This is a genomic window from Collinsella aerofaciens ATCC 25986 (assembly GCF_964237925.1).
Classification (GTDB): Bacteria; Actinomycetota; Coriobacteriia; order Coriobacteriales; family Coriobacteriaceae; genus Collinsella; species Collinsella aerofaciens_BJ.
Genome location: NZ_CAXSKI010000023.1, coordinates 1 through 23,143, shown reverse-complemented (window position 1 = coordinate 23,143; position 23,143 = coordinate 1). Strand labels below are relative to the sequence as shown.

Sequence of the window (23,143 nt, the reverse complement as noted above, 5' to 3'; positions counted from 1 at the left end):
TATCCTTGCTCAAGGAGCGTCGCCCTTACGTGAGGACGTCAACCTCGTTCAAATTGTGAACGAGCGGGTTGGTCAATCGATTAAAACGGCCGTTATCGTTGCGGATGGCGGCCGTTTTTCTGCTCGTGCGTTACACTTCTCGAAAAGAAATGAACGAGCGTGAAGCAAAGTGGTTTGGAGAGGTTCCCGATATGATCCCGTATGAGCGCCAGGAGCGAATTGTAGAGTGCCTGCAGAAGTCGGGCCTTGTGAGGATTTCTGAGCTGCAGGAGGAGCTGCCGGGCGTTTCTATTTCGACGCTGCGCCGCGACCTCAAGGAGCTGGAGGCGCTCGGCAAGGTTGAGCACCTTTCGGGCGGCGCGGTGAAGTTGGTCTCGGCCGTTCACGAGGTGAGTATCTCGACGCGCTCGGGTTTGCATGGGAACGAGAAGGATCAGATTGCCCAGGTCGCCCTGCGTCTGGTTGAGGACGGGGACACACTCTATCTGGACTCCGGTTCAACCTGCACGGCCCTGCTGCGCCTGCTGCTCGACCGCGACGTGACGATCTACACGACGGACGCCTCGGCGTGCCTGATTAAGAGCGAGACGCGCGCCCAGCTCATCGTAGTGGGTGGCGAGTTCAACCACGTGAACTCCTCGTTTTGCGGCTCCATGACCGAGTCGATCCTGCGCGATCTGTACTTTGACAAGGCGTTCATCGGGACCAACGCGATTGACGAAGACCGGGGCATCATGACGCCCTCGTATGTGGAGGCAACGAAGAAGCGCATCGTGCGCGAGAACTCGAATAAGGTGTACGTGCTGTGCGACAGCTCGAAGTTTCATAAGTTCTCAAATGTTCGGGCTTTTGGGTTTGATGGCGTGGCGATCATCGCGGAATCCTATGACGAGAAGATCGCCCAACATGCGCGCCTGATCACGCCGGAGGCGTAGGGTTCAAGGCCCACGCCCGTGCGAGCACGGCCCATGGTGGCCAGCTGAATGGCGGGGCCTCTTTCTAGGGAACACAACGGCTTTTCGCCGTACGGAATCCGTATGACGCCAGCTAGATAGACAAATATGACAACGTTGTGAATCTAGAGAAACCTGTAGGTTAACAACGTGGTTAAACGATTAATCAGCCAGACTTTAGATACAGGTTAAACGATTAATTATCAACGAGTAGATAACCAATGAGCAGATAAGGAGTTCACCATGTTGCTCTGCCCCAGCCTCATGTGCGCCGACTACGGCAACCTGCGTGCGACCGTCGAGGAGCTCGACGCCGCCGGCATTGATATCTTCCATTGCGACGTGATGGACGGCAGTTTCGTTCCCAACTTCGCCATGGGCCTCGAGGACATTAAGGCCGTGCGTGCTGCTACTAACAAGCTCGTCGACGTGCACCTTATGGTCGAGAACCCCGCCAGCAAGGTGGAGCTTTTTGCCGCCGCGGGCGCGGACATCATCTACATCCACCCGGAGTCCGAGCGCTACGTGGTCAAGACCCTCGCCGCGATCAAGTCTCTTGGCAAGAGCGCCGGTATTGCCGTGAACCCCGACACCTCGATTTCCGAGGTTGAGGAGATGCTGAACCTCTGCGACTACGTGATGGTCATGACGGTGAATCCGGGTTTTGCCGGCCAGAGCTTTATCGAGTTCACGAACGACAAGGTACGTCGCCTTGCCGCTCTTAAGGAACGTTTCGGCTTTGAGCTCATGATCGACGGCGCCTGCTCGCCCGAGCGCGTGCGCGACCTGTCCGCTATCGGCGCGGACGGCTTCATCTTGGGTACCAGTGCGCTGTTTGGCAAGGACGCCGGTTACGAGGAGTGCCTGCGCCGTCTGCGCGCCGGCGAGGTGTATTAGACGCGAAAAGGCAAATTAGGACGAAATAAGCGCGCGACACGCGCGAGCGGATTTGGAAAGGGGTCTCTTATGAAGATCGGTATTGGAAACGACCACGTTGCGGTTGAGTACAAGGAAGCCATTGCGGCTTATATCCAGGAGAAGTACGGCTATGAGGTCGTGAACTTCGGCACGGACAGCACCGAGCGCTTTGACTATCCCATCGCGGGTGAGGCCGTGGCGAACGCGGTCGTGGCCGGGGAAGTCGATCGCGGTATCGTGATCTGCGGCACGGGAGTGGGCATTTCGCTTGCCGCGAACAAGGTGCGCGGTATCCGTTGCTGCACCTGCTCTGAGCCGTATTCCGCTCGCTTGTCACGCGAGCACAACAACACCAACATGCTCGCATTTGGTGCTCGCGTGGTAGGCATCGAGCTGGCCAAGATGATCGTCGACGCCTGGCTCACCGGCGAGTTCGAGGGCGGCCGTCACCAGCGCCGCATCGATATGATTCGCCAGATCGAGGCTCGTCAGCTCGTGCGTGCGGAGGAGGCACGCGGCTGGTAGTGGAAAAGCCCGTCACCCGTGGTGGCGGGCTTTTTGCATATCGCGCGTGGGATAGAGCGCATGCGAGAGGAAAGCTCGGCTGCTTCGGACGGTGTTGGAGGGGGTGCCTGAGAAGACCGAGGTCATGCACATCGCCTAACCGTGGTTTCTTCCATTGTCATCCATCCGCTACTCAGCAGGTCGTCCCTAAACCGTCCGAAACAGCCGAGTTTTGGAAACCGACTCCCTCGGGGGATAGGCTGAGCATCACGTTGGGACCATTTACCATCCGCGGTCTAACTGCTCGCGCGCTGCACGAGCTTGACAGGGACAAGCGTCTCCATCTCGGGTTTCTCGCCGCGCAGCAGGGCGAGCAGGGCCTGACATCCCTCGTGCGCGAGGCGCTCGGGGAAGCGGCGAATGGTGCTGATCTGCGGCGTCGGGATCTGCGCGTACACGGAATCGTCGAAACCGATGAGGCGGACGTCCTCGGGTACGCGCTTGCCGGCCGCAACGAGCGCCCGCAGCGCACCCACGGCAGCGTGGTCGCTATGGGCAAAGATGCCGTCGACGGGGCAACCCGTGGAGAGGAAGTCGGTCACGAGTTCCTCAGACTCGATGATGCTCGGCTGCTTGCCCGAGACAAACAGCTGGTAGTCGCGGCACAGCGGCATCCCATGCGCGGCAAGCGCCCGCTCGTAGCCCATCTGACGCTCGTTTCCGGGGTAGTTGGCCGTAAAACTCGAGATGCTCAGGATGTTCTTGCAGCCGCGCTCGATGAGGTGCTCGGTTGCCATGTAGCCGCCGCCGATGTTGTCGGAACCCACGTGCGGGAAACCGAGGTCGTTTTCGGGCGCGCGGTCGATGCAGACCACGGGAATGCCGTGGGGGACAAATTCGCCGTCGAGCCTGCGCAGGCCGGAGATGCAGATGATGCCATCGGCTTGTTTGCTCGCAAGCGTGCGGAAGTAATCGCGCTCGCGGGCGGGGTCGTTGGCGCTGTTGCAGACAAAGACCGAGTAGTCCTCGGTGGCGAGCTCGCGTTCCACATGCAGGGCGATCTTGGAAAAGAAGTCGTTCGAGATGTCCGGCACGATCATGCCGATGGTCCGGGACTGGGCCATGCGGAGGCTCTTCGCCGCCATATTCGTGACGTAGCCGTATTCCTCGACGGCGGCTTCAACACGCTCGCGGGTGTCTTCGGAAAAACGGCCACTGCCGTTGATGACGTGGGAGACCGTGGCGACGGATACGCCGGCCGCTGCGGCAATCTGGCGCATGGACGAGCGCTTGCCGGGTGTGGGCATGGGGCCTCCTGCTGTTTGCGAGTGGTTAACAGGTTAACTGAGATTGTAGCGCATGCGCGATGCCGCGATGGACTCCATGTGCCCAGCCTATAAACTACGCCGCTGAACAGGCAATATTATCCATATGTAGGACCTGAGTAACAAAACGCCGCCGTTTGCTCGACGGTATGGGACCGCTTGTCGCCAGCGGATATAAGGGCTCTCAGTCCAATGTGGATAAACGTTTAACCTACAAAGCGTCAAAACATCGGCGCTCAATACGTCAAACACGAACCCTCAACGGGGGAGTGGCGTCGAGAGCGCTATGGAGGTGTGCAGAGAACGGTTAATAACACTCCGGAGAGCGATCACATAGAAGCAGGGCAGGCACCTCAGCGGCATCGGTTCGCTGAGGTGCTTTCTGGTAAGCTAAGAACCGGATTCACACGCGCCCGTCCAAGCTGGACGCGCCTATTGGAAGGGAGACCCATGGAGGCTTACAAGCAAGAATTCATCAAGTTCATGGTCGAGTCCGACGTGCTTAAGTTTGGCAGCTTTACGCTCAAGAGCGGCCGTCAGTCCCCGTTCTTTATGAACGCCGGCGCCTACGTGACGGGCTATCAGCTCAAGAAGCTGGGCGAGTATTACGCCCAGGCCATCCACGATAACTTTGGCGACGACTTTGACGTGCTGTTTGGGCCGGCCTACAAGGGCATTCCCCTGGCCGTCGTGACCGCGATTGCCTACCACGAGCTGTACGGCAAGGAGGTCAAGTACTGCTGCGACCGCAAGGAGGCCAAGGACCACGGTGCCGATAAGGGCAACCTGCTGGGTTATGAGCCCAAGGACGGCGACCGCGTGGTCATGGTCGAGGACGTCACCACCAGCGGCAAGTCCATCGACGAGACCTATCCCAAGGTTAAGGCTGCTGCCGACGTCGAAATCAAGGGCCTCATCGTGTCTCTCAACCGCATGGAGGTCGGCAAGGGTGGCGTGACCACCGCTCAGAAGGAGATCGAGGCCAAGTACGGTTTCCCCGTCGCGAGCATCGTTTCCATGGCCGAGGTCGTCGAGACCCTCTACAACCACGAGATCGACGGCAAGGTTGTCATCGACGACGAGCTCAAGACCGCCATCGACGCCTACTACGAGCAGTACGGAGCACGTTAGTTACGCGGGTTTACCAACCCGCGTAACTGCTCGACGCTGCGCGGGCCGCATTTGGACAATCTGACGTTCAACTTCAAGGGCGCGACCAGAAGGTCAGCGCCCTTTCGTTTCACGTCACCTTGCCTCAAATGCGACCCGCTCGCTGTCCGTTCTCTATCTGCGGCGTCGTCTTGCTCCGAATGCGGCCCGTTCGCTGCCGTTGCCAAGGCATCGGCGTTGCCGGACTAGTCATTGGGGACGTTCATAAATGACTACTCAGGAACGAGCGTGGATAATCTCCCGTTTTTGGCCTGTGTGCGGGCTCAAAGTGGGAGATTATCCACGCTCGCTTTAATTTGCCTGGGCTGCGATGCCTATCTAATCGGCTCGGCGTCTTCCCTGAGAATCGAAAGATACTCTTCATACCCGTACTGCCGGTATCTCTGTCTTGACTCGTCGAGCGGACGGAGGATACCCAATTCTTCAAATGATTTGACGAGCGAGCTCGCGGTACTCCTGCCGATATCGAGTTGGGCAGCGATGAATGCGGTGTCGACGATGGGGTGCTCTTCAAGAATGCCCAACAGCCTTTGCCCGTTTGCAGCAGTCCTTCCGAGATTTTCGGTAATGGTTGCTGTGGAACGGTTATGGAGGTCAACAAGGTTTTTTAAAGACCCTACCGAGTCCTTCGCACTCTCGAGAAGACTGTTGCAGAAAAACTCTATCCATTCCTCGTAAGTGCCTCTCTCCCTTACGGATGTGAGTTGCCGGTAGTACTCGCTTCGGTTTTTCTTGAACTGGAACGATGGATAGAACAAGCAAGAATGAAGAATGCCATCATTGATGAGCATAAGTGTAATGAGAAGCCTGCCCAGGCGACCGTTTCCGTCTAGGAATGGATGGGCAGTTTCAAATTGGTAATGGACGAGCGCCGCCCGCACAATCGGATCCATTTCGACTTGAGGCTCATTGATAAAGCGTTCGAGGTCCTGGAGCGTGTTACTCAAATCTTCAATGTTTGGAGGGACAAACGATGCGGTTGCAATGGTGCAGCCTGAGGGGCCAATCCAGTTTTGTGAGGAGCGCAGCTCGCCTGGATTCTTCTCCGTTCCGCGCACTCCGTCCAGCAGGACCGCATGAACTTGCCTAAGAAGTCTCGTGCACAAGGGCATCTTTTTGAGCAGTTCTACGCCGCGGTCGACAGCACGGACGTAATTCACGACGTCTGCAACATCTTTATGATGGAGTTGTGTTTGCGATGGACTAAGTAGGTCGTCAAACGTGCACTGGGTTCCCTCAATTTGCGAAGAAAGGAGTGCTTCTTTGCGCACGTACATTGTCAGATACATGTCGGCGTTGGGAACAAAGTAGAGCATGCCTTCAAGCTCTCCAAGCTTTCGTGAGCATGCGGAAAGCGTGCGATAGGTTTCCTCGGTGAGGTTTAGCTGCCTCAATGATTGCAAGGGCGTTGGAAAAAACGAATAGTAAGCCAATTTCCCCGATAGATTATTGCGGAGCGTTCCCTGGCCGTTCTCCTCGATTTGCATCGCGCCCTCCATATCTTTAGTGCCGGAAACTCGTTATTAGGCTAATCATATCAATTCTAATAACGAGTTTAAGGATTAAATAGTTATTAGAATTGATGTAAACAATCTAATGATGAGAAGTCGTTATTACTTGACCATGGAGCTCGGCTTGGTACAAGGGGGTCATCCAAAATGAACGTGGATAATCTCCCGTTTTGGCTCGGTGACGGCCTCAAAGTCAAAGTGGGAGATTATCCACGCTCGCTAGTTAAGCGTCCGAAAATCCACACTCGCCAAACCTACCAAAAAGGGACGGGTTTATTTTGGCACGTTTCGGTCGGTATCAGGAAGTGTTAGGGACAAGGCGGCGGCAGGACTCGAGAGCGAAAAGAAGTATCGGGTTTGGTGCGCCCGCTTCTGCCCGTCCCGCGCGTGGGCGATACTCGGCTTATCGAACCGCGATGCAAAGGAGATGCTCATCCCACGAGCACTACCGAGAAGGGCTTGCGATTCGAGCCCTCGCCTTAGTATTTTGGTCATTTGGCACTATAATTACCGTAGGCATGCGCACAACGTTGCGCTTAATCAAGAGGAGAAAACGTATGGGTCTGTTTGATATGTTCAAGAAGAAGGCTGAGCCCGCGGCTGCCGCTGCTCCGGCCTCCATCTCTGCTTCTGCCGGCGCCGACGTGCTGTGCTCGCCCGTCAAGGGCAAGGTCATCAAGATGGCCGACGTGCCCGATCCCGTCTTTGGCGGCGAGGTTCTGGGCAAGGGCTGCGCCGTGTGGCCCGAGGACGATCTGGTCTACGCTCCCTGCGACGGTAAGGTGACCGTCACCATGGGTCACGCCGTGGGTCTGCAGTCCGATAGCGGCATCGAGGTTCTGGTGCACGTTGGCGTCGATACCGTCAACATGAACGGCGACGGCTTCGAGGGCTTCGTCAAGGCCGACGACGTCGTGAAGGCCGGCCAGCCCATTCTCAAGATCGACCGCGCCAAGATCGCTGCTGCCGGTTACAAGGACTGCGTCGTCGTGGCCGTGTCCAACACCGCCGAGTTTGCCGACGTCGAGCTCACCGTCGAGGCAGAGTCCGCCGTCGCCGCCGGTGACGCCATCGTTAAGGTCGTCCGCAAGTAAACTGCGGCATCCAAAGGATGTGCAAGGGTGGTCGGGTTTTCCGGCCACCTTTTTTATTGCACCGTGGGGAAGCGTTTTATTGCGCGTTGGGCGGGCTTGCAAACCGTTCGGACGCTAAAACGAACCGACCGCGCCTTCGCGTTGCCGAGGGTGTTCATAAGTGGATAGTATGGGCTTACTTATTACAACGTGTGCCGCGTCCGGGAAGCGCGGTGCCGCTCATTGGGAGGAACAACATGAAAAAGAAGCTGCTGCTTGCGCCCCTCATGGCCGTCTTGGTTGCATGCGTGGTCGTGCTTTCCGGCTGTGGAGGTCCTTCGGTTGAGGAGCTCATCACCGAGGATCTTACGACGCAGTTTGACGAGGTCAAGAACGGTGGCGACGACTTTCTCTCTGGTCTGGAGGAGGCTTCGGGCGACGAGTTCGAGCAGCTGGGTATCGATCCCAAGGAGTACGCCAAGACCTATCTTGAGGGCTTTGACTACAAGATCGGCGACGTGACGGTCGACGAGGACAAGGGTGTCGCGACCGCCGAGGTCTCTATTACATGCAAATCTATGAACAAGATCGTCGAGGACTTCTCCACCCAGTATCAGGAGAAGGTCGCTGCGCTTGACACGGTTCCTTCCGATGACGAGCTGTACAAGATGGCCGGTCAGGTTATGGTCGATGTGACCAAGGCCACCGAGCCCAGGAAGACCACGGTTATCTTCAAGTACACCTGCAACGACGATGGCGAGTGGTCTGCCGACGACTCCGTCAACTCCGAGATGATGGATGCAATGCTGAACTAGGGGGTTACGCGGTAGTTCGTTACGGCGTTTTACCAAACGCCGTAACTGCTCGACGCTGCAAGCCCGCCAGAGCGGCAATCTGCCTTTCAACTTCGGCGGCATGACCAAAAGGTCAATGCCGCCTTGTTTCAAGGCACCTTGCTCGTTCTGGCGGGCTTTCGCTGTCGTTGCCAAAACAACGTCGTTCCCTTGGTTGGCTTAAAGTGGCACTTTTACCTGCGACGTTGCCATCGCTGAAGTAGTCATTGGGAAGGCGGCAGCTGGGGACGTTCCTTTTCTGCCGGTAGTTGGGGACACTCCTTGTGCCAGCGTTGCATCGAGTGCTTGGGAAACCGCCACCCGGTTTTTGGCCGAATAGTGGGTCGCATTTTCCGGATGGGGTGGGTTGCGGAAAGTGCGACCCGGAATATTGTTCTGAAACGGGATGCGGTTTCCCTGATGTGCCTCAAGCGGAAAGCGTATCCCATTCCGGAGCTCCAAAACGGGATGCGGTTTCCGCGCGGAAGAATTGCCGCAGCTGCGTTAAGCAGTGTCGCTCGTTACTCGCCCAGCACCAGCGCCGCGAGCTCTGCCTGGGTGTCCACCACGTAGTCGGCGCCGGTGGCTTCCAGCTCTGCGCGGCCGCGGAAACCCCAGCTGACGCCCGCACTCTTAAGGCCGGCGTTGTGGCCGGTCAGGATATCGACATTGGAATCGCCTACGTAGAGCGTGGTCGCCGGGTCGGCGCCTAGCTCTTCCATCACATGCAGCGTGACGGGTGCTTCGGGCTTGGGCGGAAACGCATCGACACGGCCCTGCACCAGCGCAAAGCGCTCGGAACCAAAATACTTTTCGATAAGCAGAGCCGCCGAGACGTGGTCCTTGTTAGTGAGCACGGCAAGCTGAACGCCCGCGGCGCGCAAGCGGTCGAGCATCTCGATCGTGCCGGCATAGGGAGCGGTGTGGTCTTCCTTGTGCTCGCCGTAGTAAGCCCTAAACTCGGCAAGCGTCTGCTCAAACATGCGGCCGTCGCCTGCGTACTCGGCGGGCATAAAGCGCTCAACCAGCTTGAGCATGCCGTTTCCCACCTTGTAGCGGTACTCGTCAACAGCAAACGTGGGCCAGCCGTGCGCCTCGCAGGTATGGTTGCCGGCGGCCGCCAGGTCCTCGAGCGTGTTGAGGATGGTGCCGTCCAGATCAAAAATCACATGGGAAAAAGCTGCTGCCATGAAAGCTCCCGTCATTGGGTTTCAAAACGCACCCCATGATACTGGGCATGCGTGCCGGGCATGTTTGGAATCTGAATATCTTTAATAGCCCTGAGCCTTTGTCGTTAGCAAATTCTCGGCAGCTGCTCTCCTACGAGCATGTCGAGGATGCGGGTCGAGCCCCAACCGGTACGTACGCGCACGGCGGGGCGGGTGCCCTCGGCAAGTGGCAGCACGCGACCGATGACGGCGGCATTCTCGCCGTAGCGGGCGGCGCGCATGGCGGCCAGCGCGGCATCGGCCTGCTCGGCCGGCACGACGGCGACCATCTTGCCCTCGTTTGCCACCTGCAGCACATCGTAGCCGAGCATCTCGCAGGCTGCCTGCACGTCGGGGCGCACGGGCACAGCTTTCTCGTCGATCTCCATGGCAACGCCGCTGGCCTGCGCAAACTCGTTGAGCGTCGAGGCCAGGCCACCGCGCGTGGGGTCGCGGAAGCAGCGTGTGTCGGGTGCTGCGGCAAGCACATCGGCAATCAGGTGGTTGAGCGGCGCGGCATCGCTTTCGATGGTGCTCGAAAACGCCAGACCCTCGCGTTGGCTCATGATGGCGATGCCGTGGTCGCCCAGTGTACCCGAGACCAGGATGACATCGCCGGGCTGGCAGTTTGCGCCGCTGAGCGCCACGCCCGCAGGCACCTCGCCCACGCCGGCGGTATTGATATAGACGCCGTCGGCCCCGCCGCGCTCGACCACCTTAGTGTCGCCCGTGATTATGGACACGCCCGCCTCGCGCGCCGTCTCGGCCATCGTCTGCACAATCTGGCGGAGCTTATCCATGGGATAGCCCTCTTCAAGGATAAAGCCGCACGACAGGTAGCGCACGTTGGCGCCCGAGGTCGCGACATCGTTAACGGTTCCGCACACGGCGAGGCGGCCGATGTTGCCACCGGGGAAGAACTGCGGCGAGACTACAAAGCTGTCGGTCGACATGGCGATGCGCCCGCTCGCGGGCAGCGCGGCGACGCCGGCATCGTTGCCTTCGAGCAGCTCGGGCGAACCAAAGGCATCTAAAAAGACCTCATCGATGATGCACTTCATCATCTGTCCGCCGGAGCCGTGGCCCAACAGGACGGTGCTATCGGTGATGCTATGGGACATATCCAAAACTCCAATCGTGGGAGGTGTCAGTGCGCGGGGGCGTTCGGGCTAGACTCGGTAACGGTAGTACGCCGCGCAGCTGCCTTCGGAACTCACCATGCACGGGCCGACGGGGTGCTCGGGCGTGCAGGTGCGGCCAAAGAGCGGGCAGCTGCTCGGCGTAATGGCTCCGCGCAGCACGTCGCCGCAGCGGCATCCGCGCGGCTCAACCGTCGGCTCAACGGGCACATCAAAGCGGGTACGGGCATCAAAGCGCGAGAATTCGGGACGAATGGCGAGTCCCGAAGCCGCAATCGACCCCAATCCGCGCCATGTGGTATCGCACGGCTCAAATACCTGCTCGACCAGCTGGCGCGCCACAGGATTGCCGTCGGCATTGACGCCGCGACGGTAGGCGTTGTCGATCGCGGGTTGCCCCTCAACAACCATCTGGACCAGCATGCAGATACCCTGCAAGATGTCGACCGGCTCAAATCCCGTTACCACGCCTGGAGTCTTAAACTCGTCGACCAAAAAGCTGAAGGGCGCCAAGCCCGTGATGGTGGCGACGTGGCCCGGCAGGATAAAGCCGTCGATGGCGGTCTCGGGGTCGTTGGCGATGGCGCGCAACGCCGGCGGCGTGGTCTTGTGGGCGCAATAGACCGAGAAGTTCAAAAGCCCGCGCGCCTCGGCCTCCAAGATGGCGGCGGCGATGGTGGGCGTCGTAGTCTCAAAGCCCACGCCCATAAAAATGACCGGGCGATCGGGGTTTTGCTCGGCAATGTCGAGCGCGTCGAGCGGGGAATAGACGATGCGGATGTCGCGTCCTGCCGCCTTTTGCGCAGCGAGCGAGGTGGATGATCCGGGCACGCGCATCATGTCGCCAAAGGTGGTGATGATGGCGCCGTCTATGTTGGCGAGCGCGATTGCGTGGTCGATGTCGCGGTTGGCGGTGACGCAGACGGGGCAGCCCGGGCCGCTCAGCAGCTTGAGCCCGGCCGGCATAATGGAGCGAAAGCCATAGCGCCCGATGCTCACGGTATGCGTGCCGCAGACTTCCATAAGGTTGATGGTGCGGTCGCCGACAAGCTCATGAATGCGCTCGATGAGCTCGCGAGCCAGCTTGGGATCGCGGAATGCCGAGAAATCGATACCGGAGCGCGCCGGCTGCTCGGGCGCCACTAGTAAGCCTCCGCCGGGTTGGTGGTCAGCTGGTCTTCTTCGACCAGCTCGGACATGGCATTAACAAGCTCGAGCGTTTCCTGTGCTTCCTGCTCGTCGACAATCTGGATGCCAAAGCCGGCGTGTACGAGAATATAGTCGCCAACCTGCGCCGTCGGCACGAGTCGCAGCGACACGGGGCGCTCGATGCCCATCATGTCGACGGTGGCCTTGAGGTCGTCGTCGCGTTTGACTACTTTACCGGGAACGGCAAGGCACATATTGTTCCCCTTTTATACGCTTTGCGCTGGACGGGCGCTCAATAATCCATCAGTTGATGGTAGCGCTCGCGGGCGCTGCGGGCAAACGCGCTACACCTGTGAGACGGCGGCTTGCGGGCTGGCCGAACAGCCTACTGCGATGCAACCTGCGCAAGACGAGCGCTTGCGACTGCCGCCTGACCGTAGGCGATGCAGCCGTCGTTAACGGGCACGGTTTGGGGAATCAAGACAGTGAGACCCATGCTTTTGAGCTCGCGGGTGAGGAGCTGGAGCAAAAGTCGGTTCATGAACACGCCGCCCGAGAGCGCGACGGTATCGATGCCTTCGCGCGCGCAGATTTCGCGTGCGATTCGTGCCGAAGAGCGCGCGATGGCGATATGGAAGTCGAGCGCGAGCCTGTAGGCCGCAGTGCCGGCCCTGGTTCCCTCCAAAAGCGCCTCAATAAGCGATCTGGAGTTTAGAACATGGCAGGCGTCCGGACGGGATGATTCGGTTACGGAAAAGCCGGCTATATTGCCGGCGGGGCAGGCACTTTCACTGCTGAGTGCGCGCCAGGCGGCAGCCTCAAGCTCGATGGCGGGTTCGCCCTCGTAGGTTGCCTTGTCGCAGATGCCCAGAATTGCTGCCGCGGCATCAAAGAGACGCCCCATGCTGCTGGTACGCGGGCTGTTGATGCCGCGCTCGATCATGGTGGCTGTCACGCTGCGCGTTTGTTCGTCGAGGCTGTCCAAAAGCCGAGCGGCACCTGGGTGCTCGAGCAGGCCGAGCTCACTGAGCAGGGCGAAGGCGTTGCGGCGGGCGTCGCGCACGGAGGCCGCCCCGCCGGGGAGCGCCCAGGTGCGCAAATGCGCGGCGCGTTCAAAGCCGCCAAGGCTGGCAACAAGAAACTCGCCGCCCCAAATGGTCCCATCGGTGCCGGCGCCGGTGCCGTCAAAGGCGATGCCAAGGACGCGCGCGTCGGTTGTAAGCTGGCCCGCGGCGATGGCCTCGGCCATTACGCTCGCGATATGCGCATGATGGTGCTGCACCTCGACGAGCGGCAGATTGCATTTTCGCGCCTGCTCGCGCGCCCACTGGCCCGATAGATAGCTGGGGTGTACATCGCAGGCCAAGGCGGCGGGCGCCAAATCAAAGAGATCTTCCAAGCGCGTGCGCGCGGCGTTCCAGGCATCGAAGGTCCCGCCGTTTTCAACATCGCCGATATGCTGCGACACAAAACAGGGCGCCTCGCCGTTCGTCCCTTCACGTGTGAGCGCAATCGTGGCCTTTTGTTGTGGCCCGCAGGCGAGCACGCAGGACGGAGCGCCGTCGAGCGCCGGCAACGGCAGCGGCTGGGGTGCATATCCCCGAGCGCGGCGCACGGGCATAACGGCGCCGTCGACCACGCGCACCACGGAATCGTCATAGCGCGAGAGAATCGCGCGGTCGTTACCGAGCAACGCGTCGGCGATGCCGGCGGCAACGAGGTGTTCCCAGGCAAGGTCGTCGTCGGTCTCGATGGGTTCTTCGCTCAGGTTTCCGCTGGTCATGACGAGCGCGTGCATACCGCAGACTTCTGCCGCGGCAAGCAACAGATGTTGAAGCGGCGTATAGGGGAGCATGACGCCGAGCTCGGGCAGGTCGTGCGCGACAGATGGCGCGAGGGCGAGGATGTCGGGGGAACCGTCGTTGTCCTCGCTAACAGTGCGCCGGCGCAGCAGCACGATGGGGCGGATACTGCCAGCGAGCAGATCGCGTTCAGCATCATCGATATGACACAGGCGCTCGGTATCAGCAAGACTACGTACCATGACGGCAAGTGGTTTGTTGCTGCGGCGTTTGCGACGGCGCAACTCGGCCACCGCCTGCTCGTTGGCAGCGTCACAGGCTAGATGGAATCCGCCCAGGCCCTTGATGGCGACGATGCCACCGCTGGCCAGCAGCTCAACGCAGCGCTCGATGATAGCGTCGCTGGCCTCGCGTGTGGTGCCGACGGCCGGTGTCGCGGACGAATTCCCGCACGCATTGCCGTTTACAGCCTCGCGCCACGTAATATGCGGCCCGCAATCAAAGCAGGCATCGGGCTGCGCGTGAAAACGCCGGTCGAGTGGGTCGACATACTCCGCAGCGCACTTGGGACACATGGGAAAACAATCCATCGACGTGGCCGCTCGGTCATAAGGCAGCGATCGGATGATGGTAAAGCGTGGGCCGCAGTTAGTGCAGTTGATAAAGGGGTAGTGATAGCGTCGGTCGGCGGGATCGAACAACTCGCGCAGGCAATCGTCACAGGTGGCGATATCGGGCGAGACGAGCGTCGTGTGCGCGGTCTGGTCCTGCGACGCCACAATGTGAAAGCCCTGCTCATCGGCAGCGCTCCAGCCGCCAGGCTCCAAATCCGCAATATCGACTCGCTCAACGCGAGCTGCCGCAGGCGCATGCTCAGAAAGCGCGGCAACAAAAGCATCGAGCGCATCGGCCAAAGCGTGCGCCTCGATATGCACGCCGTCGCCCGCATTGAGCACCCATCCACAAATGCCATGTGCCATGGCCTCGCGATACACAAACGGTCGCATGCCAACGCCCTGCACAATGCCCGTCACATGAATATGCACATGCCGCATGCGACACCCCTCATCAAAACCGACCAAAAAGGGACAGGTTTATTTTGGTAGGTAAAACTTCTAAACCTGCCAAAACAAACCTGTCCCTATTTGGCAGGTGCGCTGCGGGAAATCCCGCTACAGCCCCAGGCTCTGCTTGGTGGCGGCGCACGTGAGCTCGCCGTGCTTAACGCCGCGCAGGCCCAGCAGGCGGTCGGCTAGTTCGTAGACGCGCTCGCCGCGACCCTTGAGTGCCAGGATTTCCAAGCAGTTGTGGTGATCCAAATGCACGTGCATCGTCGATACGATCTCGTCGGTGTAGTCGTGCTGCACCTCGTCCAGGCGGCGCGTCAGATCGCCGGTGTGATGGTCGTAGATCATGGTGAGCGACCCGATAACGTGCTCATCGGGCGTGCGCATCTGCTCTTTGGCGATCGAGGCGCGAATCAAATCGCGCACGGCCTCGGAGCGGTTGGCCACGTCGCCGCGGCGCGCGATCTGCTCGTCAAAACGGCGCAGCAGGTCGTCGGGTGCGGTAACCGAAAAACGGACCAGCTCGGAGCCGGAGCCACTACAGTGGCAGCCCGCGTCACCGTCCGCCCCGTGCGGATGCTCGTGCTCGTACTCGCAGCAGTGCTCGTGTTCGGCCACCTTACACCAGCTTCACGGAGCCGACGGAGTTGTGGTCGGCCTCGATGGCTTCCTCGTAGCCCTCGAGCGCGTCATGCGCCTCGTGGAGCGCGGCCATGGCGGCCTCGAGCTTGGCGCCGATGCGCTCCATGTCAAAATTCTCGGTCGCATGCAGCAGCTGATGGCTCCACTCGTGAGCGAGCTCGATGGTGTCGTCGACCTGCTTGACGCTCATGGCAAGCTGGCTCATGTTCATTCCAACATCATGCATGGGAAATCTCCTTTTGTATGGGGCAGTTCAGTGGTTCAGATTTTACTACGCCCGCTCTGCGCGCAGCTGCATAAGAAAACGGGTACGAGTCTGTGCGACCCGCACCCGTTCACTGGGGGCTGTTTGTGACTACCATACTATCCGTGGTTGCACTCGGTGCATTCAGAAGTCCGGCGAGCGGCGTAAAAGCGCTCATGGACGGCAGGCAGACGGCAACATGTAACAAGCGTATTACAGATGCTTCTCCAGCAGCGCCTGCAGCCTCGCCTTGGGCAGAGCGCCAACCGAGCGGTCAATCTCCTCGCCGTTCTTAAACACAATCAGCGTGGGGATGCTCATGACGCCATACTTCATGGCCAGGTCCTGGTTGTCGTCGACGTTGCATTTGGCAACGGCAAGCTTGCCCGCCAGCTCATCGGCAACCTCGTCAACGATGGGCGAGAGGGATCGACAGGGCCCGCACCACGGTGCCCAAAAATCGACCAGCACGGGCAGGCTGTCGTTAACGATGGAATCGAAGTTCTCGGGGGTAATCTGATTAATGTCAGCCATGGTGACCTCCATAATGCGACGCGGCTCGGCCGCGTAAAACTCAGTACGACCGTGCTTATACCCAGCCGCCCGCAAAGCAACCACTCGCGGGCGGCTCTTTTATATAATGGTGGGCACGCAAACGATTGGAGAGCGCATGCCCACGTCACAAAGCCAGAAAAAAGAAGCCATCGCCCAGGCGACCGAGCAGGAGCTCGCATCGCTCGCGGGTCGTGGCGTGCGTATCGCGGGCAACGCGTGCTCGCCGATCGTGCTGGTCAAAGGCGATCTGGACGAGGCCGAGCGTTCGGGTGGCGAGCTTGCCGCCGGCCCGGATGGCGCGGCGTTGCGCAAGGCGCTTGGGGCCATCGGCTACGCGCCCGAGGATTTTTGCGTGCTGGCAAGCGTCGCCGGCGTGGGTGATGGGACGGTCGCGGTGGGCGAGACTCTGCCGTGCGAGCTGTTCCGTGAGGCGCTTGAGGCTTTGGACCCCGAGGCGGTGCTGCTGCTCGACAACAACGCGGCTGACGCCATGCGCGAGACCTACGCCGATATGCTCGTGGCGATCGATGACTTCGACACCGCCATGCTCAAGCCCGGCCTGGTCGCCCATGTGCAGGGCCGCCGCGTGCTCGCGCTCGATGGCTTTGAGGCGGCGCTGACCGACAAAGCGGCCAAGCAGCGCATGTGGGCCTACATCAAGCAGCTGACCCCGGCGGCCGCTCCGCTGTAGCGGATTGGCGCCGGTGAGCGATTGCCTGGCGGGCAAGACACGCCGCGAGATCGGCGCCGCACTTCTACATCACAGCGCGCAGCTCAAACCGATCGCCGTTAATGCGGAACTGACAGTTGCCGTTCATGCGCTCCACGGCAAGTTTGATGCTCTTGGTGCCAAAGCCGTGGCCCGCATGCCGGGTCACGGGCATGCCGTCGACCATGCGCGGCGCGCGGTCAAACGTGTTGGAAACTAACAGCAGCAGCTGGCCGTCCTCTAATCGCAGGTCAAAGTCGACGAATCGCTTTCCCTGGGGCGCGGCGCTCGCGGCGGTGATAGCGTTTTCCAAGGCATTTGAGAGCACGCTAAACAGGTCGGCGTCACCTACGTGGATGGTTTCGGGTACGGCGGCGCGCAGGTTGGCGGTAATGCCGTTTCTATTGATATCCGAGTTAAATGACGAAGGCGCGATGTTTACGGTCTCGTTGGCGCAGAAGCGGCGTACGGCGGTGCGATCGCCGGCTTCGCAGAGTTCATCGATGCGTTTGAGCGCCTCGTCGGTGTGGCCCTCCTCAATTAAAGCGGCCAGGCCGCGTAGGAAGTGGCGCATATCGTGGCGAAGAATCGACAGCTCGCGCCCAGATTGACGCCAAGCCTCGAGCTCTTTGATGGCGGCGCTGTCGCGGGTTTCGAGCATCCAGCGCTCTCGCTCGGCGGTTTCCTTTTCTTCGTATTCGCGCAGGTAAACGGCAAGAAACATAAGATAGAAGGCACAGAGCGCAAATGCCAAAAACTCAACCGTTACCACCGAGCCCGAGTGGAACAGCGTGGTGTAGACGTTGGTGGCATAGTCAAAGACGTAATAGACGAGCGGCAGGATTAAAAGGATGCCCAGCTCGGTGGTGCTTTTAATCGCCAAGCGTGGACCGATGTCGCCGGCCCAATGCAACAGGACGGCAAAGACGGCGAGTGTGGTCGCGATGCGCGCCAGATAGTACGCGATCTGCGAATCGGTTGCGGCAAAGGCGGCGATGCTCATCCAATTGCTGAACTGGCAGCTCAGATAGGCACTCGTAATGCCGAGCGCGGCAAGCAGCGGGCTCAGGCGGTAGCGCGCACACAGGTAGACGATAAGCGGCAGGTGCACGGCAAGTGGATAAACCTGTCGGGCAAATAGTTCGCCGCCAACGACATTGGCGATCGAAAAGGCAGCGCCGGTCACGATGCCGACCAACACCAGTTCAAGCGCATGACGCCGGTTGATCTCGACACCGCACAGCGCCGCCGAGGCAAAGACGCCAAAGAGCAGCGTCGTGGCGTGGTGGATTGCCCAAAGGACCATTTCGACCGAGGAGACCATCAGTGTCTCCCACCCTCAAAGCGCACCGCAAAGTAGGCGTCTTGGAATCCCTGCTTGCAACTGCGCGAAAGCGGGATGCACGCGCCCGAGCGCATGACGATGTCCGTGCGGTCAAAGTGATCGATATTGCGCAGGTTGACCTGGTAGCTGCGGTGGCATTTAAAGAAGACTGCGTTTTGCTCCAAGCGGTCCTCGACGCTGCGGAACGACTCGAGTGCCTCGATATCGCGTCCGTCGCGCAGGTGGAAGACCACGTGCTTGTTGCGCGCCTCGGCATATTCGATGTCGGACAGGCGCAGGGCGTGGTAGCCAAAGGAAGTTTTGATCACGAGCTCGTCGGTTGCCGCCGGGCGCATGCTCGAAAGCTCGTCGAGTAACTGCGCCAGGCGTTCGTAAGTCACGGGCTTGAGCAGATAGTCGAAGGCGCGGACCTCGTAGGATTCCAGCGCGAACTCGGGCGACGAGGTGAGGAACACCAGGCGCACGGCGGTGTCGGCCTGGCGCAGTTCGCGTGCGGTGTCCATGCCGTTGACGAGCGGCATGATCATGTCGAGCAGAATGATGTCGGCGCGCGATGCGGCATGGCGGGCCAGCAGGTCCTCGCCGCGTGTGACGAGCGCAACATCGACCGCCGTGCCCGTCTCGGTCGACCAACGGTCGATCATCCGGTGCAGTCTATCTAGAAAAGCGACATCATCGTCGCAGGCAATAATCTTGAGCATTCGGCCCCCTTAAGTAGTTCGATTTTGCCACATCGGGTACGCGCCGCTTGCGGGGGTGCGGACCGTTTGCGCCCCACGGCGTGCAACTCGCGCCAAGCGGTATTGCGGTGGCGAAAGATGCCTCCTGCGCCATCGAGAGCTCAGCTATCCTCAGCTTGCCAGTTCGAATATGGACCTGCCACATGATTGAATCTTTATTTCAACTTTACACCTAGGTTTACAGCTGTCTTGTCAGCTGTAAACCTAGGTGTCATACTAAAGCCCCAAGATTCGCCAAAAGAGAGGGGCCTTGATGGCACAGAGCGCGAACATGGATGCGTCGGAGCTTGCACGCGATATCGCGGCCGGCTTGGCATCGGCAACGACGGCAACGGAGCGTGCGGCACTGGTGCCCGCAGAGCTCGTCGAGGCCATTCAGCAACTAAAAACCCAACGTGACGCGGTGATCCTGGCGCACTATTACGTGGCGCCCGAGGTCCAAGCCGTTGCCGATTACGTCGGCGATAGCTTCTACCTGGCAAAGCTCGCCAAGAGCCTGCCGCAGCAGACCATCGTGTTGTGCGGCGTGGAGTTTATGGGCGAGAGCGCCAAGCTGCTCAATCCCACTAAGACCGTGCTGCTGCCCGAGCGGGGCGCAGACTGTCCCATGGCGCACATGGTCAAGCGCGAGACGGTTGACGCGGCGCGCGCCGAGTACGGCGACGACCTGGCCGTGGTGTGCTACGTCAACTCCACGGTCGAGATCAAGAGCTGGAGCGACGTGTGCGTCACCAGTTCCAACGCCGTTAAGATCGTGTCCGAGCTGCCGCAGCAGCATATCCTGTTCATTCCCGACCAAAACCTGGGACGCTTCGTAGCCGAGCAGGTGCCGCAAAAGCACGTCATCCTCAACAACGGCTACTGCCCACGCCATCACATCATCACCGTCGAGCAGATCGTCGACGCGACGGAGGCCCACCCCGACGCGCTCGTGCTGGCGCACCCCGAGTGCAAGGCCGACGTTCTGGCCGAGGCCGACTACATCGGCTCCACCGCCGGCATCATCAAGTATGCCGAGGAGTCCGACGCGAGCGAGTTCATTATCGTGACGGTCCGCGGCGTGCTCTACGAGCTCGAGCGCCGCTGCCAGGGCACCGGCAAGAAGTTCTATTTCCCCGCGGTGCAGCCCACCTGCGTCAACATGGACCTCATCACGCTCGAAAAGCTCGTGCGCTGCCTGGAGACGGGCGAGGGCGAGGTGCAGATCGGCGTCTCGGACGAGGCAGCAGACCAGGCCAAGCTCACGCTCGACCGTATGCTCGAGTACGCAGCACGCTAGAACAATGTTGCATGAGGGACGGTCCCTTATGTCACATTCAAGGGAGAGGATTCCTGTGGAAACCAAGCAATACCCCGATATGGAGTGCGACGTCGTCATTGCCGGCTGCGGCGTGGCGGGTCTGTACGCGGCCCTCAATCTGCCGACGAGCACGCGCGTGATCATGCTTTCCAAGGGCGCTGTCGACGAGTGCGATTCGATGCTCGCGCAGGGCGGTATCTGCGTGCTGCCCGAAGGCTCAGACTACGATGCCTTCTTTGAGGACACCATGCACGCCGGTCATTACGAGAACCGCCGCGAGAGCGTCGACATCATGATCCGCTCGAGCCGCTCGGTCATTAACGACCTGCTGGCGATGGGCGTGGATTTTGAGCGCAAGGCCGACGGCAGCCTCGACTTTACCCGCGAGGGCGCGCACAGCCGTCCGCGCATTGCCTTCCATGCCGATATCACCGGCAAGGAGATTACGACCAAGCTGCTCCAGGCCGTTCGCAAGCTGGATAACGTGCAGATTTTGGAGCACGTAGCCATGACCGATATCCTGACGGGCGAGCGTGACGGCGCCACGGTGTGTGCCGGTGTCGTCGCCGTTTCCGTGGACGAGGACAACTCGGTTCGCCCCGCCGACGAGCTGGCAAATGCCGCCGAGGGCGTGCATGCCGGTAAGCCGTTTAAGATCCATGCCCGCCATACGCTGTGGGCGACGGGTGGCATCGGCGGCGTGTACGATCACTCCACCAACTACCCGCAGCTCACCGGTGACGCCTGCTACATCGCTCAGGGGCATGGCATTAAGATGGAGCACCTGGACTACGTGCAGATCCACCCCACGGGCCTGTTTTCGCCGCAGCCGGGCCGCACCTTCCTGATCAGCGAGAGCTGCCGCGGCGAGGGCGCGATTCTGCTCAATGCCGCCGGCGAGCGCTTTACCGACGAGCTTCAGCCGCGCGACGTTGTCGCCGCCGCTATTCGCGAGCAGATGAAGCAGGACGGTACCGAGCACGAGTGGCTGAGCTTCGCCCCCGTCGAGCGCGATGTGGTGACCGGGCACTTTGCCAATATCCGCGCGCGCTGCCTGGAGGACGGCCGCGACATCCTGGACGAGCCCATCCCCGTCACGCCCACGCAACACTACTTTATGGGCGGCGTATGGGTCGACAAGGACGGCCGCACCTCGATGCCCGAGCTCTACGCCGCGGGTGAGACGGCCTGCAACGGCGTTCACGGCAAAAACCGCCTTGCATCAAACAGCCTGCTCGAGGCGCTGGTCTGGGGTCGTCGCGCCGCGTGGTACATGCGTACCGGCGAGTCGCTGGCCGTGGAGCAGGCGGGCGATCCCGCGCTCGATGGCCGTCATCGCGCCCTGAGCGCCGACACCCTGGCAATCGATGATTTGGCCCGTGCCGCCGGCACGCAGGCCGTGGAGGAGTAGACCATGAATCCCATTACCATGAAGCTCGTCGTCGATGATCTGATTCTGCAGGCTCTGCGCGAGGACATTACCTTTGAGGACGTGAGCACGGTGAGCGTGTGCCCCACGGCGCGTCCCGCCACGGTGGAGCTTATCGCCAAGGCCGACGGCATCATCGCCGGCTTGGATGTGTTTGCCCGCACCTTTGAACTGCTGGATTCGCAGAGCTCGGTGCTGCTCGACGTTGCCGATGGCGACGAGGTGCACGCCGGCGACCATGTGGGTCAGGTGCGCGGCGACGCGCGCGTGCTGCTTTCGGGCGAGCGCGTGGCACTCAACTACCTGCAGCGCATGAGCGGTATCGCTACCTATACGCACCAGATGGCCGCGGCGCTCGAGGGCACCAAGACCGTGCTCGTCGATACGCGCAAGACCACGCCGGGCATGCGCGTCTTTGAGAAGGCCGCGGTCGAGATTGGCGGCGGCAGCAACCACCGTTACAACCTGTCGACGGCCGTCATGCTCAAGGACAACCACATCGATGCCGCCGGCGGCGTGACGCGTGCAATCGAGATGGCTCGCGCCCATGCATCGTTTACTGCGACGGTCGAGATCGAGTGCGAGAACCTGGACATGGTGCGCGAGGCCGTGGAAGCCGGTGCCGACATTATCATGCTCGACAATATGACCCATGACGACATGGCGGCCGCTATCGAGCTTATCGCCGGTCGTGCCAAGACCGAGTGTTCGGGCAACGTGGACGCCGACAACATTCGCGCCCTGGCCGATCTGGGTGTCGACTATATTAGCTCGGGCGCCCTGACGCACTCTGCGCCGATTCTCGACCTCTCGCTTAAGCACCTGCGTCTGCTGGACGGTAAATAATGGACGCCCGCGAGCGTCGCCGTGCCATCATGGGCGTGCTCGAGCGAGCCAAGGGCCCCGTCTCCGGCAGCGCACTTGCTCGTGAGGTGGGTGTGAGCCGCCAGATTGTCGTGCAAGACATCGCCCTGCTGCGCGCCGATGGGCACGATATCGTGGCGACCAATCGCGGCTACGTGCTGCAGGAGGCGGCGAGCAGTCCGGCTGTTCCCACGCGCTTGGTCAAGGTTCGCCACGGCGTGGAGCAGGCAGGCGATGAGCTCACGAGTATCGTCGACGCCGGTGGTGCCGTGCTCAACGTGATCGTCAATCACCGCGTGTACGGTAAGATCACGGCCGACCTGGACATCCGCAATCGTCGCGATGTTGAGCGCTACCTGCACGATATCGAGAGCGGCAAGAGCTTTCCACTACTAACGGTGACGAGCGGCTACCACTTCCATCGCATCGCGGCGGAAGACGAGCAGACCCTCGACGAGATCGAGGCGATGCTCAAGGAAAAAGGCTACCTAGCAGACCTGATGCCCTACGAAGACGATTTGTCCTAGTCGACGCCGCATCTATAAGTTGCGGTGAAATAGTTCCTAAAATCGGCATCCAAGATATAAAAGGGGGTGCGGACAGAAAGTTGGACCGCGGGGCGGTCCGGACTGGAGGTTCGCATGTACAGCAGGGAGAAGGTCG

23 protein-coding genes are annotated in these 23,143 nt (G+C 60.5%); 11 read left to right on the top strand and 12 right to left on the bottom strand.

Translation table 11 applies throughout. The features are described 5' to 3' along the window. Positions 1-149: 149 nt before the first annotated feature. From ACESWY_RS09420 to rpiB, 3 genes are all read left to right on the top strand, one after another. A complete protein-coding gene (locus ACESWY_RS09420) occupies positions 150-935 on the top strand; it encodes a DeoR/GlpR family DNA-binding transcription regulator (protein WP_229107741.1) in 786 nt (261 codons plus the stop codon). A gap of 261 nt (positions 936-1,196) precedes the next feature. Beyond that, on the top strand, positions 1,197-1,850 hold the full coding sequence (locus ACESWY_RS09415) for a ribulose-phosphate 3-epimerase (protein ID WP_117821519.1): 654 nt from the start codon (positions 1,197-1,199) through the stop codon (positions 1,848-1,850). 69 nt (positions 1,851-1,919) lie between these two features. Continuing rightward, the gene (rpiB, locus tag ACESWY_RS09410; protein ID WP_117821520.1) at positions 1,920-2,396 is read left to right on the top strand and encodes a ribose 5-phosphate isomerase B; all 477 of its coding nucleotides are present in this window, start codon (positions 1,920-1,922) and stop codon (positions 2,394-2,396) included. 275 nt (positions 2,397-2,671) lie between these two features. Here the strand turns inward: rpiB and ACESWY_RS09405 are convergent, their stop codons facing one another. Continuing rightward, entirely contained in the window at positions 2,672-3,682 is a 1,011-nt protein-coding gene (locus tag ACESWY_RS09405; RefSeq protein WP_152076446.1) for a LacI family DNA-binding transcriptional regulator, read from the bottom strand. A 468-nt stretch (positions 3,683-4,150) separates the two neighbouring features. Between ACESWY_RS09405 and pyrE the strand changes: the two genes are divergently transcribed. Beyond that, entirely contained in the window at positions 4,151-4,831 is a 681-nt protein-coding gene (pyrE, locus tag ACESWY_RS09400; protein ID WP_148332521.1) for an orotate phosphoribosyltransferase, read from the top strand. A gap of 353 nt (positions 4,832-5,184) precedes the next feature. Here pyrE and ACESWY_RS09395 read toward each other — a convergent pair whose 3' ends face one another. Further along, positions 5,185-6,357 (bottom strand): Fic family protein, encoded by a 1,173-nt coding sequence (locus ACESWY_RS09395; RefSeq protein ID WP_373094181.1) that lies wholly within the window; start codon positions 6,355-6,357, stop codon positions 5,185-5,187. Between the two features lie 581 nt (positions 6,358-6,938). On the opposite strand from ACESWY_RS09395, the gene ACESWY_RS09390 reads away from it, so the two are divergent. Together ACESWY_RS09390 and ACESWY_RS09385 are read left to right on the top strand one after the other, a co-directional pair. Continuing rightward, a complete protein-coding gene (locus tag ACESWY_RS09390) occupies positions 6,939-7,475 on the top strand; it encodes a PTS sugar transporter subunit IIA (RefSeq protein WP_035136613.1) in 537 nt (178 codons plus the stop codon). Positions 7,476-7,711: 236 nt separating this feature from the next. Beyond that, positions 7,712-8,269 carry a hypothetical protein gene (locus tag ACESWY_RS09385; protein WP_217750500.1) on the top strand — a complete coding sequence of 186 codons (558 nt, stop codon included), beginning with the start codon at positions 7,712-7,714 and terminating at the stop codon, positions 8,267-8,269. A 539-nt stretch (positions 8,270-8,808) separates the two neighbouring features. Here the strand turns inward: ACESWY_RS09385 and ACESWY_RS09380 are convergent. The 8 genes from ACESWY_RS09380 to trxA all read right to left on the bottom strand — a co-directional run bounded on the left by ACESWY_RS09380 (position 8,809) and on the right by trxA (position 16,072). Further along, positions 8,809-9,477: an HAD family hydrolase gene (locus ACESWY_RS09380; protein WP_373094184.1), complete on the bottom strand. Its 669-nt coding sequence runs from the start codon at positions 9,475-9,477 to the stop codon at positions 8,809-8,811. A 104-nt stretch (positions 9,478-9,581) separates the two neighbouring features. Beyond that, positions 9,582-10,616, bottom strand: coding sequence for a hydrogenase expression/formation protein HypE (gene hypE / locus ACESWY_RS09375; RefSeq protein ID WP_373094186.1), 1,035 nt, complete (start codon positions 10,614-10,616; stop codon positions 9,582-9,584). Between the two features lie 48 nt (positions 10,617-10,664). Beyond that, positions 10,665-11,777 carry a hydrogenase formation protein HypD gene (hypD, locus tag ACESWY_RS09370; protein WP_373094188.1) on the bottom strand — a complete coding sequence of 371 codons (1,113 nt, stop codon included), beginning with the start codon at positions 11,775-11,777 and terminating at the stop codon, positions 10,665-10,667. After that, positions 11,777-12,037, bottom strand: a complete 261-nt coding sequence (locus tag ACESWY_RS09365) for a HypC/HybG/HupF family hydrogenase formation chaperone (RefSeq protein ID WP_055310039.1) — start codon at positions 12,035-12,037, stop codon at positions 11,777-11,779. The genes hypD and ACESWY_RS09365 overlap by 1 nt, the downstream gene beginning before the upstream one ends. 131 nt (positions 12,038-12,168) lie before the next feature. Then, a complete protein-coding gene (gene hypF / locus ACESWY_RS09360) occupies positions 12,169-14,640 on the bottom strand; it encodes a carbamoyltransferase HypF (RefSeq protein WP_373094190.1) in 2,472 nt (823 codons plus the stop codon). Between the two features lie 117 nt (positions 14,641-14,757). Next, complete coding sequence (gene nikR / locus ACESWY_RS09355; protein ID WP_226812468.1) at positions 14,758-15,270, bottom strand: nickel-responsive transcriptional regulator NikR; 513 nt, start codon at positions 15,268-15,270, stop codon at positions 14,758-14,760. A 1-nt stretch (position 15,271) separates the two neighbouring features. Then, positions 15,272-15,520, bottom strand: a complete 249-nt coding sequence (locus ACESWY_RS09350; RefSeq protein WP_006235225.1) for a hypothetical protein — start codon at positions 15,518-15,520, stop codon at positions 15,272-15,274. Between the two features lie 231 nt (positions 15,521-15,751). Then, on the bottom strand, positions 15,752-16,072 hold the full coding sequence (gene trxA / locus ACESWY_RS09345) for a thioredoxin (RefSeq protein ID WP_022093990.1): 321 nt from the start codon (positions 16,070-16,072) through the stop codon (positions 15,752-15,754). Between the two features lie 136 nt (positions 16,073-16,208). Between trxA and ACESWY_RS09340 the strand changes: the two genes are divergently transcribed. Further along, positions 16,209-16,784, top strand: a complete 576-nt coding sequence (locus ACESWY_RS09340; RefSeq protein WP_260699689.1) for a hypothetical protein — start codon at positions 16,209-16,211, stop codon at positions 16,782-16,784. Between the two features lie 64 nt (positions 16,785-16,848). Here the strand turns inward: ACESWY_RS09340 and ACESWY_RS09335 are convergent, their stop codons facing one another. Both ACESWY_RS09335 and ACESWY_RS09330 read right to left on the bottom strand, forming a co-directional pair. Continuing rightward, positions 16,849-18,126: a GHKL domain-containing protein gene (locus tag ACESWY_RS09335; RefSeq protein WP_373094194.1), complete on the bottom strand. Its 1,278-nt coding sequence runs from the start codon at positions 18,124-18,126 to the stop codon at positions 16,849-16,851. Then, positions 18,126-18,848 (bottom strand): LytR/AlgR family response regulator transcription factor, encoded by a 723-nt coding sequence (locus ACESWY_RS09330; RefSeq protein ID WP_022093993.1) that lies wholly within the window; start codon positions 18,846-18,848, stop codon positions 18,126-18,128. The genes ACESWY_RS09335 and ACESWY_RS09330 overlap by 1 nt, the downstream gene beginning before the upstream one ends. Before the next feature lie 292 nt (positions 18,849-19,140). Between ACESWY_RS09330 and nadA the strand changes: the two genes are divergently transcribed. From nadA to ACESWY_RS09310, 4 genes are read left to right on the top strand one after another with little or no spacing between them, the layout of a single operon-like run. Beyond that, a complete protein-coding gene (gene nadA / locus ACESWY_RS09325) occupies positions 19,141-20,166 on the top strand; it encodes a quinolinate synthase NadA (RefSeq protein ID WP_373094196.1) in 1,026 nt (341 codons plus the stop codon). Positions 20,167-20,221: 55 nt separating this feature from the next. Further along, a complete protein-coding gene (locus tag ACESWY_RS09320; protein ID WP_373094198.1) occupies positions 20,222-21,598 on the top strand; it encodes an L-aspartate oxidase in 1,377 nt (458 codons plus the stop codon). A 3-nt stretch (positions 21,599-21,601) separates the two neighbouring features. Beyond that, positions 21,602-22,462, top strand: a complete 861-nt coding sequence (nadC, locus tag ACESWY_RS09315; protein WP_138341717.1) for a carboxylating nicotinate-nucleotide diphosphorylase — start codon at positions 21,602-21,604, stop codon at positions 22,460-22,462. Next, positions 22,462-23,007 carry a transcription repressor NadR gene (locus tag ACESWY_RS09310; protein ID WP_368137426.1) on the top strand — a complete coding sequence of 182 codons (546 nt, stop codon included), beginning with the start codon at positions 22,462-22,464 and terminating at the stop codon, positions 23,005-23,007. Before nadC ends, ACESWY_RS09310 begins: the two co-directional genes overlap by 1 nt. The last annotated feature ends 136 nt before the right edge of the window (positions 23,008-23,143 follow it).

Bases quoted from the DNA above. Each gene is read 5' to 3' on its own strand.
- hypF (WP_373094190.1), bottom strand. From the start codon at position 14,640: ATGCGGCATGTGCATATTCATGTGACGGGCATTGTGCAGGGCGTTGGC.
- ACESWY_RS09390 (WP_035136613.1), top strand. From the start codon at position 6,939: ATGGGTCTGTTTGATATGTTCAAGAAGAAGGCTGAGCCCGCGGCTGCC.
- ACESWY_RS09365 (WP_055310039.1), bottom strand. From the start codon at position 12,037: ATGTGCCTTGCCGTTCCCGGTAAAGTAGTCAAACGCGACGACGACCTC.
- nadC (WP_138341717.1), top strand. From the start codon at position 21,602: ATGAATCCCATTACCATGAAGCTCGTCGTCGATGATCTGATTCTGCAG.
- ACESWY_RS09415 (WP_117821519.1), top strand. From the start codon at position 1,197: ATGTTGCTCTGCCCCAGCCTCATGTGCGCCGACTACGGCAACCTGCGT.
- ACESWY_RS09380 (WP_373094184.1), bottom strand. From the start codon at position 9,477: ATGGCAGCAGCTTTTTCCCATGTGATTTTTGATCTGGACGGCACCATC.
- ACESWY_RS09330 (WP_022093993.1), bottom strand. From the start codon at position 18,848: ATGCTCAAGATTATTGCCTGCGACGATGATGTCGCTTTTCTAGATAGA.
- ACESWY_RS09420 (WP_229107741.1), top strand. From the start codon at position 150: ATGAACGAGCGTGAAGCAAAGTGGTTTGGAGAGGTTCCCGATATGATC.
- trxA (WP_022093990.1), bottom strand. From the start codon at position 16,072: ATGGCTGACATTAATCAGATTACCCCCGAGAACTTCGATTCCATCGTT.
- ACESWY_RS09310 (WP_368137426.1), top strand. From the start codon at position 22,462: ATGGACGCCCGCGAGCGTCGCCGTGCCATCATGGGCGTGCTCGAGCGA.
- ACESWY_RS09350 (WP_006235225.1), bottom strand. From the start codon at position 15,520: ATGCATGATGTTGGAATGAACATGAGCCAGCTTGCCATGAGCGTCAAG.
- hypE (WP_373094186.1), bottom strand. From the start codon at position 10,616: ATGTCCCATAGCATCACCGATAGCACCGTCCTGTTGGGCCACGGCTCC.
- pyrE (WP_148332521.1), top strand. From the start codon at position 4,151: ATGGAGGCTTACAAGCAAGAATTCATCAAGTTCATGGTCGAGTCCGAC.
- ACESWY_RS09340 (WP_260699689.1), top strand. From the start codon at position 16,209: ATGCCCACGTCACAAAGCCAGAAAAAAGAAGCCATCGCCCAGGCGACC.
- ACESWY_RS09405 (WP_152076446.1), bottom strand. From the start codon at position 3,682: ATGCCCACACCCGGCAAGCGCTCGTCCATGCGCCAGATTGCCGCAGCG.
- ACESWY_RS09335 (WP_373094194.1), bottom strand. From the start codon at position 18,126: ATGGTCTCCTCGGTCGAAATGGTCCTTTGGGCAATCCACCACGCCACG.
- ACESWY_RS09395 (WP_373094181.1), bottom strand. From the start codon at position 6,357: ATGCAAATCGAGGAGAACGGCCAGGGAACGCTCCGCAATAATCTATCG.
- ACESWY_RS09385 (WP_217750500.1), top strand. From the start codon at position 7,712: ATGAAAAAGAAGCTGCTGCTTGCGCCCCTCATGGCCGTCTTGGTTGCA.
- nadA (WP_373094196.1), top strand. From the start codon at position 19,141: ATGGCACAGAGCGCGAACATGGATGCGTCGGAGCTTGCACGCGATATC.
- rpiB (WP_117821520.1), top strand. From the start codon at position 1,920: ATGAAGATCGGTATTGGAAACGACCACGTTGCGGTTGAGTACAAGGAA.